The organism is Pseudomonas sp. WS 5010, assembly GCF_012985565.1.
In the GTDB taxonomy this organism is placed as follows: domain Bacteria; phylum Pseudomonadota; class Gammaproteobacteria; order Pseudomonadales; family Pseudomonadaceae; genus Aquipseudomonas.
In genome coordinates this window covers 159,620-173,483 of the sequence record NZ_JAAQWQ010000009.1, presented here as the reverse complement: position 1 = coordinate 173,483, position 13,864 = coordinate 159,620, and the positions used below count along the sequence as shown (strand labels likewise).

The window sequence follows — 13,864 nt, the reverse complement described above, 5'->3', positions numbered from 1 at the left end:
GTCAGGCATTGCTCCGTGGGCCCGCCGCGATCGGCCATCCATGGCCGTGTCGCGTCTACCCCGGCATCCATGCCGGGGTGCCCACTGCGCAATACCTGCCTGCGGCCAGCGTGGTTTAACGGGGCGCTTAAGATCAAAAGCCAGATCAAAAGCAGAGCAACAGCAACAGCAGAGATAGAGCGCGAAGCTGCATTCCCCTGTAGGAGCGGGCTTGCCCGCGATGGCGGTGTATCAGTCGATGAATCTGTTGGCAGACCTGCCGTCATCGCGGGCAAGCCCGCTCCTACAGGGGTACGCGCACGCTTCGATAACCAGGTCGGCTGTCAGGCCGCCTCGTTTTGCTTGTGATTTTGATCTTAGGCGCCCCGTTAAACCACGCTGGCCGTCATCCGATATTGATTTGGGGGGTAAACCGGCAGGACGCCGGTTTAGCCGCGCTGGGCCATGGATGGCCCATCACGGCGGCCCCCCAAATCAATGTCGGATGACGGGCACACCGAGCCTGGGCGAGGTGCCGAGTGGTGGGGCAAGAGCCCTTTTGGTTACTTTTGGCTGGGCCGGCACTCCGGGCTCTTTTCCAAAAGTGACCCGCCGTAAGGGCGGAACCCTAAGTGGCCGTAACCGCAGCAACGGATATGTACACCACCGCCCCCACTCCAAAAAAACTGAGTTACATCTGGAAGCACTCTATATCCAGGATAATTGGCACTTAGTTTTACGCTGGAGGCCTATCAACCCTATGAACCCAAGTCTCTGGAGGCTATGAATGAATACCCGTGGATTGCTTGATCAATTGCTCAAGTCCGGCCAGGACATGTTGCAAAACAAGGCTGGCGGTCAACGTAAAGGTGATGACAAAGGCGCCCTGGGCGGCCTGCTCGGCGGTGGCGGGCTCGGCAGCCTGCTGGGCGGCGCAGGTGGTGGGGCGTTGGCGGCCGGGGCCATGGGTCTGCTGCTGGGCAACAAAAAAGCCCGCAACTTTGGCGGTAAAGCCCTCACTTATGGCGGCCTCGCAGCACTCGGCGTGATCGCCTACAAGGCCTACGGCAACTGGCAGGCACAACAGGCCGGTGCGCCCAAAGGCGAGCCGCAGACCCTCGACCGCCTGCCACCGGCCCAGGTCGAACTGCATAGCCAGGCCATTCTCAAGGCGTTGGTAGCCGCCGCCAAGGCCGATGGCCATGTCGATGAGCGCGAGCGCGCCTTGATCGAAGGCGAGTTCGTCAAGCTGGACAACGACCAGGAGCTGCAACACTGGCTGCATGCCGAGCTCAACAAACCCCTGGACCCCAGCGATGTAGCGCGCGCCGCCAGCACCCCGGAAATGGCCGCCGAAATGTACATCGCCAGCGTCATGCTGGTGGACGAGGAAAACTTCATGGAGAAGTCCTACCTCGACGAACTGGCCCGCCAGCTCAAGCTGGAGCCGGGCCTGAAGACCGAGCTGGAAAAACAGGTGCGCCAAGCCACGCTCTGACCCGCCCGGTACAGAAAAACACCCCGCCGCCATCCAGGTTGCGGGGTGTTTTTGTATTCCTTGAGACTTGGCCCACAACCCATTGATAAATGATGGCACGGCCTCAGCTATACTCCCCGGCATTTGATCGGCCCTCGAGGAAATACTGTGAAGAACTGGACCTTGCGCCAACGCATATTGGCGAGCTTTGCGGTCATTATCGCCATCATGCTGCTGATGGTTGTGGTCTCGTACTCACGGTTGCTGAAGATCGAAACGAGCGAAAACTCGGTACGCGACGACGCCGTACCGGGGGTGTTTTTCAGCTCGATGATCCGCAGCGCCTGGGTCGACAGCTACCTGCAGACCCAGGAACTGATCGGGCTGCGTGAGCACCAGGGCATTTCCGACGCTGATCGCCAGGATTACAAGTCGTTCGAGGCACGCCTCGAGCAGCATATGGCCAGTTACGCCAATACGATCAATATCGACCAGGATCGTACCGAGTTCGACACCTTCGAAGCCCTGCACCAGAAGTACAACCAGGTGCTGGCCCAGGTCCTGGAACTGCACCAGGCCAACAAGGAAGCCGAGGCAGTCAAAATGTTCGACGAGCAACTGACCCCGGCCTGGACCGCAGGGCGCATGAAGCTCAATGACATCATCAACGAGAACAAGCAGGTGGCCGATAAAGCCACTGCGGCCATCGATGACGCCGTAGCTGCCGCGAAAATCAGTATGGGCGTGTCGCTGCTCCTCGCGATCCTTGCCGCCGGCCTGTGCGGGCTGCTGCTGATGCGCGCGATCATGGCGCCGATGAAACGCATCGTCGACATCCTCGAAACCATGCGCACCGGTGATCTGAGCAAGCGCCTGAACCTGGAGCGCAAGGACGAGTTCGGCGCCGTCGAGACCGGCTTCAACGACATGATGACCGAGCTGACCGCCCTGGTCTCCCAGGCCCAGCGTTCGTCGGTGCAGGTCACCACCTCGGTGACCGAGATTGCCGCCACCTCCAAGCAGCAACAGGCCACAGCCACCGAAACGGCCGCCACCACCACCGAAATCGGTGCGACCTCGCGGGAAATTGCCGCCACGTCCAAGGACCTGGTGCGCACCATGACCGAAGTGTCCACCGCCGCCGACCAGGCTTCGGTGGCCGCCGGTTCCGGCCAGCAGGGCCTGGCCCGCATGGAAGAAACCATGCACTCGGTGATGGGCGCCGCGGACCTGGTCAACGCCAAGCTGGCGATCCTCAACGAGAAGGCCGGCAACATCAACCAAGTGGTGGTGACCATCGTCAAGGTGGCCGACCAGACCAACCTGCTGTCCCTCAACGCCGCCATCGAGGCCGAGAAGGCCGGTGAATACGGGCGCGGCTTTGCCGTGGTCGCTACTGAAGTGCGGCGCCTGGCCGACCAGACTGCCGTGGCCACCTACGATATCGAGCAGATGGTGCGCGAGATCCAATCGGCGGTATCGGCCGGTGTGATGGGCATGGACAAGTTCTCCGAAGAGGTCCGGCGCGGCATGTTCGAAGTGCAGCAAGTGGGCGAGCAACTGTCGCAGATCATCCATCAGGTGCAGGCCCTGGCGCCGCGCGTGCTGATGGTCAACGAGGGCATGCAGGCCCAGGCCACCGGTGCCGAGCAGATCAACCATGCCTTGGTGCAGTTGGGCGATGCCAGCAGCCAGACCGTGGAGTCCCTGCGCCAGGCCAGCTTTGCCATTGATGAATTGAGCCAGGTTGCGGTGGGTCTGCGCAGCGGCGTGTCGCGTTTTAAAGTCTGATGAGTGATCCAGCGGCTAAACGCGGCGCGGTGACGGCAGCCAGAAAAGCCTTGTTCCTGGTGTTTCATATCGGCAGCGAGCGCTACGCCCTCAAGGCCACGGAAGTGGCCGAGGTGTTGCCGCGCCTGCCGCTCAAGCCCATCGCCCATGCGCCGGTGTGGGTCGCCGGGATTTTCGCCCATCGCGCCAACATGGTGCCGGTGATCGACCTCAGTGCCCTGACCTTTGGTACACCGGCCCAAGCCCGTACCAGCACGCGGCTGGTACTGGTCAACTATCGCCCAGAGGCGTGGCTGGAGCCGCGCTGGCTGGGGCTGATCCTCGAACAGGCGACTGACACCCTGCGCTGCGATCCGGCGGATTTCCAACCCTACGGCCTGGACAATCGCCAGGCGCCGTACCTGGGCCCGGTGCGCGAAGACGAACGGGGCCTGACACAGTGGATTGGCGTCGCCGACCTGCTCACCGCCGAGGTCCGCGCCCTGCTGTTTGCCCCCGACCTGACTGTTGGGGAGGCGTGATGAGCAGTGACCAACGCTTTTTCGACTTCCTCAAGGAGCGTATCGGCCTGGATGTCGCCTCGGTGGGCGAAGCGATTATCGAGCGCGCCGTGCGCCAGCGCAGCCAGGCATTGCAGGGGCTGAGCGCCGATCAATACTGGCAGCGCCTGCAAACCAGCAGCGAAGAACAACAGGCGTTGATCGAAGCGGTCATCGTCCCCGAAACCTGGTTTTTCCGTTACCCCGAATCCTTCGCCACCCTGGCGCGGCTGGCCGTCACGCGACTGGGCGAGATCAAGCACATGCGCGCCCTGCGTATCCTCAGCCTGCCGTGCTCCACTGGCGAGGAGCCCTATTCCATCGCCATGGCCCTGCTCGATGCGGGCCTTTCGCCCCACCAGTTCAAGGTGCAGGGCATGGACGTCAGCCCGCTGTCGGTGGAACGGGCGCGGCGTGGGGTGTATGGCAAGAATTCCTTTCGTGGCCAGGACATCGAGTTTCGTGAGCGGCATTTCAGCGCCGAAGATGACGGCTACCGCGTAGCTGATCGGGTGCGTGAACAGGTGCGCCTGCAAGTGGGCAACCTGCTGGACCCGCAGTTGCTGGCCAACGAGCCGACCTATGACTTTGTGTTTTGCCGCAACCTGTTGATCTATTTCGACCAGCCGACCCAGAAACAGGTGTTTGAAGTGCTCAAGGGCCTGACCCATGTCGACGGTGTGCTGTTTATCGGCCCGGCCGAAGGCAGCCTGCTGGGGCGCCTGGGCATGCGTTCGATTGGGGTGCCGCAGTCGTTTGCCTTCAGTCGTCATGCCCAAACCACACCCGAACCGGTCTTCGCCCCGACACCGCCTCCGGTGCCCCAGCGCAGCGCAGCGCCGATTGCGCGTAAACCCCGGCCATTCAGTGCATTCGCCACGCCGGTGTTGCCGACCAAGCCGGCACCCGTGCACTCGGATGCGGCGCAGCTGCTCGGGCAGATCGCAACCTTGGCCAATGAAGGCAAAAGCCTTGAGGCCCGTGCGGCCTGCGAGCGCTACCTGCAAAACCATCCACCGGCGGCCCAGGTGTTCTATTGGCTGGGCCTGCTCAGCGATGTAGCGGGTAGCGCCCTGGAAGCCCAGGGGTATTATCGAAAAGCCTTGTACCTGGAGCCCCAGCATCCGCAGGCCTTGATGCACCTGGCCGCGCTGCTGGAATCCCAGGGCGATACGGCGGGGGCGCGGCGCTTGCAAGCCCGTGCTGCCCGTAGCGAGCGAGCCGCCGACAGTGAGCCTAAACGATGAGTAGCTCCGCACTCCCGGACACCGACCTGGACCTGACGGTGGCCGATACCCAGGCCATCGACGATTGCTGGAACCGCATCGGGATCCACGGCGATAAATCCTGCCCGTTGCTGGCCGAGCACATCCACTGCCGCAACTGTGCAGTGTATTCCGCTGCCGCCACCCGCCTGCTGGATCGTTATGCCTTGCAGCAGGAAGACCATCGGCATGCCGCCGCCGCGCAGGCGGACGATGAGGTGGCCACCCGGTCGTTGCTGATGTTCCGCCTGGGCGAGGAGTGGATGGGCATCGCCACCCGTTGCCTGGTGGAAGTGGCGCCGCTGCAGCCGATCCATTCCTTGCCCCACCAGCGCTCGCGGGCGCTGCTCGGGGTCGCCAATGTGCGCGGCGCGCTGGTGGCCTGCCTGTCCCTGGTGGAACTGCTCGGGCTCGACAGCACGGGCGGCGGCCCCAGCGGCGGGCGGATCATGCCGCGCATGTTGATCATCGCCGCGCAGGACGGCCCGGTGGTGGTGCCGGTGGATGAAGTGGATGGCATCCATGCCATCGATGAGCGCACCCTCAAAGCGGCGTCTGCGTCCGGCACCCAGGCCAGTGCGCGCTACACCCAGGGTGTGTTGCAGTTCAAGGGCCGCAGCCTGCGCTGGCTGGACGAGGCGCAATTGCTGTCTGCCGTGACCCGGAGCCTGTCATGACCCCCGACCAGATGCGCGACGCCTCGCTGCTGGAACTGTTCAGCCTGGAAGCCGATGCCCAGACCCAGGTCCTGAGTGCCGGCTTGCTGGCCCTGGAGCGCAACCCGACCCAGGCCGACCAGCTCGAAGCCTGCATGCGCGCGGCGCATTCGCTCAAGGGCGCGGCGCGGATTGTCGGGGTCGACGCCGGTGTCAGCGTGGCCCACGTGATGGAAGACTGCCTGGTCAGCGCCCAGGAAAGCCGGTTGTACCTGCAACCCGAACATATCGACGCGTTGTTGCAGGGCACCGACCTGCTGATGCGCATCGCCACACCGGGCAACAGCGTGGGCCCGGCCGATATCCAGGCGTATGTGGCGCTGATGGAGCGCTTGCTGGATCCGTCGCAACCCACGGCCAAAGTGGTTGCACCGCCGCCTGTGACTGCGCCGCCTGCACAGCCGTTGCCGCCCCTTGAAGAGTCACTGCTATTGCCCCCGGAACCGGAGGCCGCGCCGCCCGTCAGCAGTGATACGCCGCGCCAGAACAAACGCATGACCGAAGGCGGCGAGCGCGTGTTGCGGGTCACGGCCGAGCGCTTGAACAGCCTGTTGGACCTGTCCAGCAAATCCCTGGTGGAAACCCAGCGGCTCAAGCCGTACCTGTCCAGCCTGCAACGCCTCAAGCGCATCCAGAGCAACGGCGCCCGGGCCCTGGACAACCTCGACGGCCAGCTCAAGACGGTCGACCTGAACCTCGAAGCCCAGGAAGCCCTGGCCGATGCCCGCCGCCTGTTGAGCGAAGCGCAGTTGCTGCTGGCGGAAAAGACCGCCGAGCTCGATGAGTTCGGCTGGCAGGCCGGGCAACGTGCCCAGGTGCTATATGACACGGCGCTGGCGTGCCGCATGCGCCCGTTTGCCGATGTGCTGGCGGGGCAGGCGCGCATGGTGCGTGACCTGGGCCGCAGCCTGGGCAAGCAGGTACGCCTGGAAATCGAAGGCGAGAAGACTCAGGTCGACCGCGATGTGCTGGAAAAACTCGAGGCGCCGCTGACCCATTTGTTGCGCAATGCCGTCGATCACGGCATCGAAATGCCCGAGCAGCGCCTGCTGGCGGGCAAGCCGGCCGAGGGCCTGATCCGCCTGCGCGCTTCGCACCAGGCTGGCCTGCTGGTGCTGGAGTTGAGCGATGACGGCAATGGCGTCGATCTGGAGCGCCTGCGCGGCAGTATTGTCGAGCGCAATCTGTCGCCGCTGGAAACCGCCTTGCGCCTGAGCGAAGAGGAATTGCTGACCTTCCTGTTCCTGCCGGGCTTCAGCCTGCGCGACAAGGTGACCGAAGTCTCCGGGCGCGGCGTCGGCCTGGATGCGGTGCAGCACATGGTCCGCCAACTGCGTGGTGCGGTGGTGCTGGAACAGACGGCGGGGCAGGGCAGCCGCTTCCATCTGGAAGTGCCGCTGACCTTGTCGGTGGTGCGCAGCCTGGTGGTGGAAGTTGGCGAAGAAGCCTACGCCTTTCCCCTGGCCCACATCGAACGCATGTGCGACCTGGAACCTGACGAAATCGTACAGTTGGAAGGCCGCCAGCATTTCTGGCACGAAGGCCGGCATGTCGGCCTGGTCGCGGCCAGCCAGCTATTGCAGCGCCCGCCCGGGCAGGCCAACCAGGACACCCTCAAGGTCGTGGTGATCCGCGAGCGCGATGCGGTGTACGGGATTGCCGTGGAGCGCTTTATCGGCGAACGCACCCTGGTGGTGTTGCCGCTGGATGATCGCCTGGGCAAGGTGCAGGATATTTCTGCCGGCGCGCTGCTGGACGACGGCTCGGTGGTGCTGATCGTCGATGTCGAGGACATGCTGCGCTCGGTGGACAAGCTGCTCAATACCGGTCGCCTGGAGCGCATTGCCCGCCGCGCGCAGCAAACCGTGGAGGCTGCACGCAAGCGCATTCTGGTGGTGGATGACTCACTGACCGTGCGCGAACTGCAGCGCAAGCTATTACTTAATCGTGGATATGACGTGGCGGTCGCCGTCGATGGCATGGATGGCTGGAATGCTCTGCGTTCCGAAGACTTCGACCTGCTGATCACTGACATTGATATGCCTCGCATGGACGGTATTGAATTGGTCACACTTTTGCGCCGAGACACTCGCCTGCAGTCGCTGCCGGTGATGGTGGTGTCCTACAAGGATCGCGAAGAAGACCGGCGTCGCGGCCTGGATGCCGGCGCCGACTATTACCTGGCCAAGGCCAGTTTCCATGACGATGCCCTGCTCGATGCAGTGGTAGAACTGATTGGAGGCGCCCGGACATGAAGATCGCCATCGTCAATGACATGCCCCTGGCGGTCGAGGCGTTGCGCCGGGCCTTGAGCTTCGAGCCGGCCCACGAAGTGGTGTGGGTGGCCACCAATGGCCTGGAAGCGGTGCAGCGCTGCGCCGAGCTGACGCCGGACCTGATCCTGATGGACTTGATCATGCCGGTGATGGATGGCGTCGAGGCGACCCGGCAGATCATGGCCGAGACGCCATGCGCTATCGTTATCGTCACCGTGGATCGCCAGCAGAATGTCAGCCGTGTGTTCGAAGCCATGGGCCATGGCGCCCTGGACGTGGTGGATACCCCGGCCCTGGGGGTTGGCGATGCCAAGGAGGCGGCCGCGCCCCTGTTGCGCAAGATCCTCAATATCGGCTGGCTGATCGGCCAGCGCGGCAGCCGGGTGCGCGCTGAACCTGTGCATCCGCGAGGGACGGGCAAGCGCCAGAGCTTGGTGGCGATCGGCTCTTCGGCCGGTGGCCCGGCGGCGCTGGAAACCCTGCTCAAGGGCTTGCCTCGGGACTTTGCCGCAGCCATTGTGCTGGTGCAGCATGTGGACCAGGTGTTCGCCGCCGGCATGGCCGAGTGGCTGAGCAGCGCCTCGGGCCTGCCGGTGCGCCTGGCGCGTGAAGGGGAGCCGCCGCAAAGCGGCGTGGTGTTGCTGGCCGGCACCAATCATCATATCCGGCTGCTGAAAAACGGCACGCTGGCCTACACGGCGGAGCCCGTGAACGAGATTTATCGGCCGTCCATCGACGTGTTTTTCGAGAGCGTCGCCAGCCATTGGAACGGCGATGCCGTCGGCGTCTTGCTGACCGGCATGGGACGCGACGGAGCCCAGGGACTCAAATTGATGCGTCAGCAGGGCTATCTGACCATCGCTCAGGATCAGCAGAGCTGTGCGGTTTACGGCATGCCCAAAGCGGCAGCGGCGATTGATGCCGCTGTTGAGATTCGCCCATTGGACAGAATTGCGCCACGATTGCTGGAGGTATTCGCAAAATGACCGATATAACTCGCTGTCCTGGCCTGCACGTAGTAATTCAGGTGACCGCAAATGAATGATTTACAGCTCGACGACTTCAAGACCGACGAAAACGCCGCCATGGTGTTGCTGGTGGACGACCAGGCGATGATCGGCGAAGCCGTGCGGCGCGGTCTGGCCCATGAGGACAATATCGACTTCCACTTCTGTGCCGACCCCCACCAGGCCATCTCCCAGGCGATCCGCATCAAGCCGACGGTGATTCTCCAGGACCTGGTCATGCCCGGGCTGGACGGCCTGACCCTGGTGCGTGAATACCGTAACCATCCGGCGACCCAGAACATCCCGATCATTGTGCTTTCGACCAAGGAAGACCCGCTGATCAAGAGCGCCGCGTTTGCCGCCGGGGCCAATGACTACCTGGTGAAACTGCCGGACAACATCGAGCTGGTGGCGCGGATCCGCTACCACTCGCGCTCCTATATGACCCTGCTGCAGCGGGACGCGGCCTACCGTGCGCTGCGGGTCAGCCAGCAACAACTGCTGGACACCAACCTGGTGCTGCAACGCCTGATGAATTCCGACGGCTTGACCGGGTTGTCCAATCGCCGGCACTTCGACGAATACCTGGAGCTGGAATGGCGGCGCGCCATGCGTGACCAGACCCAGTTGTCGTTGCTGATGATCGACGTGGACTTCTTCAAGACCTACAACGACAGCTTTGGCCACCTGGAAGGGGACGAAGCATTGCGCAAGGTGGCGGCGAGCATTCGCGACGCCAGCAGCCGTCCTTCGGACCTGCCGGCGCGCTACGGGGGCGAAGAGTTTGCCCTGGTGCTGCCCAACACCTCGCCGGGTGGTGCGCGGCTGGTGGCGGAGAAACTGCGCCAGGCCGTTGCCGCGCTGAAAATCCCGCACATCGCACCCTCTGAAGGGGCGAGCCTGACCATCAGCATTGGTCTTGCGACCATGACGCCACTGCTGGGGACCGATTGCCGGCAATTGATCTCGGCAGCGGACAAGGGGTTGTACCTGGCCAAGCACAATGGGCGCAACCAGGTGGGGATCGAATAGCCTGCGAACACCGCCAACCCAATGTAGGAGCTGGCTTGCCTGCGATGGCGTCTCCTCGGTCTACTTGATACACCTAGTCGTCTGTATCGCAGGCAAGCCAGCTCCCACATTTGATCTTTATCGGGCCGTAGATATCACACAAACCCAGCCTTTTCGGCCAAGCGGACTGCCGTTTCCAGCCTTTTGCCGTTATACTCGCCGGCTTTCAAAAGTTCGCCAACGAGTGCTGCCCGCCATGGAAATCAACCCGATCCTGAACACCATCAAGGACCTGTCCGAGCGCTCCGAAACTATTCGGGGGTATCTTTGACTACGATCAAAAGCATGAGCGTCTGACCGAAGTCAATCGCGAGCTTGAAGATCCGGCTGTCTGGAACAAACCTGAATACGCCCAGGAACTGGGCCGCGAGCGCGCTGCGCTGGCGCAGATCGTCGACACCCTCGACGAATTGAACACCGGTCTGGGCGACTGCCGCGACCTGCTGGACATGGCCGTCGAAGAAAACGACGAAGGCGCAGTGGGCGATGTCGTCGCCGAGCTGGCCCGTCTCGAGGACAACCTCGCCAAACTCGAATTCCGCCGCATGTTCAGCCACGAAATGGACCCGAACAACGCCTACCTGGATATCCAGGCCGGTTCCGGCGGCACCGAAGCCCAGGACTGGGCCAACATCCTGCTGCGCATGTACCTGCGCTGGGCTGACAAACGCGGTTTCGAAGCAACCATCATGGAACTGTCCGCCGGTGAAGTTGCCGGTATCAAGGGCGCGACCGTGCATATCAAGGGTGAATACGCCTTTGGCTGGTTGCGTACCGAGATCGGCGTACACCGCCTGGTGCGCAAGAGCCCGTTCGACTCCGGCAACCGTCGCCACACTTCGTTCTCTGCGGTTTTCGTCTCCCCCGAGATCGACGACAAGGTGGAAATCGAGATCAACCCGGCCGACCTGCGCATCGACACCTACCGCTCCTCCGGTGCCGGTGGCCAGCACGTAAACACCACCGACTCGGCCGTACGTATCACCCACGTACCGACCAACACCGTGGTCAGTTGCCAGAACGAACGTTCCCAGCACGCGAACAAGGACACCGCCATGAAAATGCTGCGGGCCAAGTTGTACGAGCAGGAAATGCAGAAGCGCAACGCCGCTTCCCAGGCACTGGAAGACACCAAGTCGGATATCGGCTGGGGCCACCAGATCCGTTCGTATGTGCTTGATGCGTCGCGGATCAAGGATCTGCGCACTAACATCGAACGCAGCGACTGCGACAAGGTACTCGACGGCGATATCGACGAATACCTGGAAGCCAGCCTGAAATCAGGCCTGTAATACATGCAACGCGGGATTGGCTGACACTCCTCGATCCCTGTGGGAGCGGGCTTGCCCGCGATCCCCAGCCGCAGGCTGGGGACAACGAACCAGATGGAATATTTAAAGACATGAGCGACCAACAACTCGATCAGGCCCTGCAACAGGAAGAAAACTCCCTGATCGCCCTGCGCAAGGAAAAGCTTGCTGCCGAGCGTGCCAAGGGTAACGCCTTCCCCAACGACTTCCGCCGCGAAAACTACTGCGATGCCTTGCAGAAGCAATACGCGGACAAGACCAAGGAAGAGCTGGCAGAAGCTGCGATCCCGGTCAAGGTGGCAGGTCGCATCATGCTCAACCGTGGCTCGTTCATGGTGATCCAGGACATGACCGGGCGCATCCAGGTCTACGTCAACCGCAAGACCCTCTCGGAAGAAACCCTGGCCTCGGTGAAAACCTGGGACATGGGCGACATCATTGCCGCCGAAGGCACCCTGGCCCGTTCCGGCAAGGGCGACCTGTACGTCGAAATGACCAACGTGCGCCTGCTGACCAAGTCGCTGCGCCCGCTGCCAGACAAGCACCACGGCCTGACCGACACCGAGCAGCGCTATCGCCAGCGCTACGTCGACCTGATCGTCAACGAAGAAGTGCGCCAGACGTTCCGCGTGCGCTCGCAAGTGATCGCGCACATCCGCAGCTTCCTGATGGCCCGTGACTTCCTCGAAGTCGAGACGCCGATGCTGCAGACCATTCCGGGCGGCGCGGCAGCCAAGCCGTTCGAAACCCACCACAATGCCCTGGACATGGAAATGTTCCTGCGTATCGCGCCAGAGCTGTACCTCAAGCGCCTGGTGGTCGGTGGTTTTGAAAAGGTGTTCGAGATCAACCGCAACTTCCGTAACGAAGGTGTCTCGACCCGTCACAACCCAGAATTCACCATGTTGGAGTTCTACCAGGCCTACGCCGACTACGAAGACAACATGGACCTGACCGAAGAACTGTTCCGCGAGCTGGCGCAACTGGTTCTCGGGACTACCGACGTGCCGTACGGCGACAAGGTGTTCCACTTCGGCGAGCCGTTCGTGCGCCTGTCGGTGTTCGATTCGATCCTCAAGTACAACCCCGAGCTGACCGCTGACGACCTGAACGACATCGCCAAGGCTCGCGCCATTGCCAAGAAAGCCGGGGCCAAGGTCCTGGGCTTCGAAGGCCTGGGCAAGCTGCAGGTGATGATTTTCGAAGAACTGGTGGAGCACAAGCTGGAACAGCCGCACTTCATTACCCAGTACCCGTTCGAAGTGTCGCCGCTGGCCCGTCGCAACGACGACAACCCGAACGTCACCGACCGTTTCGAGCTGTTTATCGGTGGTCGCGAAATCGCCAACGCCTACTCCGAGCTTAACGACGCGGAAGACCAGGCCGAGCGTTTCATGGCCCAGGTGGCCGACAAGGACGCCGGTGACGACGAAGCCATGCACTACGACGCCGACTTTGTGCGGGCGCTGGAGTACGGCATGCCGCCAACGGCCGGTGAAGGTATCGGTATCGACCGCCTGGTGATGTTGTTGACCAACTCACCGTCGATCCGCGATGTCATCTTGTTCCCGCACATGCGGCCGCAAGCGTAACCTTAGCGAATCCCGAAGCCGCCTTTTATAAGGCGGCTTTTTTGTGTGGCCTGTACTAACGTCAAGCGTACGGCGCCAGACTTTTGTTGAGTGAGAGGACGATCTTTCGTGAAGCGCGTAATGGCTCAAGAAGGCGCCGCTGGCATCGCTGCCGCCGTGGCTGAAAGTGTTCAGTACCAGGGCCGCAAGGCCAGTCGCCAGGGCAGCGAACAGCGTCGCCAGGATATTCTCGACGCGGCCATGCGCATTGTCGTGCGCGATGGCGTGCGGGCGGTGCGCCATCGGGCGGTGGCGGCGGAGGCCGGTGTGCCGCTGTCGGCCACCACCTACTATTTCAAGGATATCGACGACCTGCTCACCGACACCTTTGCCCAGTATGTGGAGCGCAGTGCGGCGTTCATGGGCAAGTTGTGGGTGCGTAACGAAGGTTTGCTGCGCGAGATGGTGGCCTACGGTGATGGCAGTGCCGAGTCGCGCTCGCAACTGGCCGATGATATTGCGCGGCTGACTGCCGATTACGTCCTGCGCCAACTGCTTAACCGGCGTGAGTACCTGATGGCCGAACAGGCCTTTCGCCAGGAAGCCTTGTTGAACCCGCGCCTGGGCGAACTGGTACGTTCTCACCAGCAGATTTTGTTGCAGGGCACTTGCCAGTTTTTCCAGGTGCTGGGCTCCCGCGAGCCGCAACAGGATGCCAAAGTGTTGACGGCGATTATCAGTCGGATGGAATATCAGGGCCTGCTGTTCGAGCCCGAGGCCCTGACTGGCGAAGAAATGCTCGAGATTCTCAAGCGTTACATGCACCTGGTACTGGCCTCGGTCTAGTCATGTGGGGGCCAGG

General features: G+C 62.5%; 11 protein-coding genes. All 11 read left to right on the top strand.

Features of this window, described 5'->3' with window-relative positions:
• Positions 1 to 766: 766 nt before the first annotated feature.
• The 11 genes from HBO11_RS25765 (at position 767) to HBO11_RS25715 (ending at position 13,848) form a co-directional block, all read left to right on the top strand.
• Complete coding sequence (locus HBO11_RS25765) at positions 767 to 1,477, top strand: tellurite resistance TerB family protein (protein WP_169955695.1); 711 nt, start codon at positions 767 to 769, stop codon at positions 1,475 to 1,477.
• Positions 1,478 to 1,624: 147 nt separating this feature from the next.
• On the top strand, positions 1,625 to 3,247 hold the full coding sequence (locus HBO11_RS25760; protein ID WP_169955696.1) for a methyl-accepting chemotaxis protein: 1,623 nt from the start codon (positions 1,625 to 1,627) through the stop codon (positions 3,245 to 3,247).
• The gene (locus HBO11_RS25755) at positions 3,247 to 3,768 is read left to right on the top strand and encodes a chemotaxis protein CheW (protein ID WP_169955697.1); all 522 of its coding nucleotides are present in this window, start codon (positions 3,247 to 3,249) and stop codon (positions 3,766 to 3,768) included. The genes HBO11_RS25760 and HBO11_RS25755 overlap by 1 nt, the downstream gene beginning before the upstream one ends.
• Positions 3,768 to 5,033 (top strand): CheR family methyltransferase, encoded by a 1,266-nt coding sequence (locus HBO11_RS25750; protein ID WP_169955698.1) that lies wholly within the window; start codon positions 3,768 to 3,770, stop codon positions 5,031 to 5,033. Before HBO11_RS25755 ends, HBO11_RS25750 begins: the two co-directional genes overlap by 1 nt.
• Complete coding sequence (locus tag HBO11_RS25745) at positions 5,030 to 5,728, top strand: chemotaxis protein CheW (RefSeq protein ID WP_169955699.1); 699 nt, start codon at positions 5,030 to 5,032, stop codon at positions 5,726 to 5,728. Before HBO11_RS25750 ends, HBO11_RS25745 begins: the two co-directional genes overlap by 4 nt.
• Positions 5,725 to 8,022: a hybrid sensor histidine kinase/response regulator gene (locus tag HBO11_RS25740; RefSeq protein WP_169955700.1), complete on the top strand. Its 2,298-nt coding sequence runs from the start codon at positions 5,725 to 5,727 to the stop codon at positions 8,020 to 8,022. The genes HBO11_RS25745 and HBO11_RS25740 overlap by 4 nt, the downstream gene beginning before the upstream one ends.
• Entirely contained in the window at positions 8,019 to 9,029 is a 1,011-nt protein-coding gene (locus HBO11_RS25735) for a chemotaxis response regulator protein-glutamate methylesterase (RefSeq protein WP_169955701.1), read from the top strand. Before HBO11_RS25740 ends, HBO11_RS25735 begins: the two co-directional genes overlap by 4 nt.
• A 51-nt stretch (positions 9,030 to 9,080) precedes the next feature.
• Positions 9,081 to 10,082: a diguanylate cyclase gene (locus tag HBO11_RS25730; RefSeq protein WP_169865341.1), complete on the top strand. Its 1,002-nt coding sequence runs from the start codon at positions 9,081 to 9,083 to the stop codon at positions 10,080 to 10,082.
• A 235-nt stretch (positions 10,083 to 10,317) separates the two neighbouring features.
• A protein-coding gene (prfB, locus tag HBO11_RS25725) for a peptide chain release factor 2 (protein WP_104911704.1) occupies positions 10,318 to 11,413 on the top strand; the annotation gives its coding sequence in 2 pieces (ribosomal slippage) (positions 10,318 to 10,389 and positions 10,391 to 11,413; 1,095 coding nt in all).
• Between the two features lie 110 nt (positions 11,414 to 11,523).
• Positions 11,524 to 13,023, top strand: coding sequence for a lysine--tRNA ligase (gene lysS, locus HBO11_RS25720; protein WP_169955702.1), 1,500 nt, complete (start codon positions 11,524 to 11,526; stop codon positions 13,021 to 13,023).
• Between the two features lie 108 nt (positions 13,024 to 13,131).
• On the top strand, positions 13,132 to 13,848 hold the full coding sequence (locus HBO11_RS25715; protein ID WP_029300174.1) for a TetR family transcriptional regulator: 717 nt from the start codon (positions 13,132 to 13,134) through the stop codon (positions 13,846 to 13,848).
• The last annotated feature ends 16 nt before the right edge of the window (positions 13,849 to 13,864 follow it).

Coding starts and splice junctions, on each gene's coding strand:
- HBO11_RS25765 (WP_169955695.1), top strand. CDS start 767: ATGAATACCCGTGGATTGCTTGATCAATTGCTCAAGTCCGGCCAGGAC.
- HBO11_RS25755 (WP_169955697.1), top strand. CDS start 3,247: ATGAGTGATCCAGCGGCTAAACGCGGCGCGGTGACGGCAGCCAGAAAA.
- HBO11_RS25750 (WP_169955698.1), top strand. CDS start 3,768: ATGAGCAGTGACCAACGCTTTTTCGACTTCCTCAAGGAGCGTATCGGC.
- HBO11_RS25745 (WP_169955699.1), top strand. CDS start 5,030: ATGAGTAGCTCCGCACTCCCGGACACCGACCTGGACCTGACGGTGGCC.
- HBO11_RS25740 (WP_169955700.1), top strand. CDS start 5,725: ATGACCCCCGACCAGATGCGCGACGCCTCGCTGCTGGAACTGTTCAGC.
- HBO11_RS25735 (WP_169955701.1), top strand. CDS start 8,019: ATGAAGATCGCCATCGTCAATGACATGCCCCTGGCGGTCGAGGCGTTG.
- HBO11_RS25730 (WP_169865341.1), top strand. CDS start 9,081: ATGAATGATTTACAGCTCGACGACTTCAAGACCGACGAAAACGCCGCC.
- lysS (WP_169955702.1), top strand. CDS start 11,524: ATGAGCGACCAACAACTCGATCAGGCCCTGCAACAGGAAGAAAACTCC.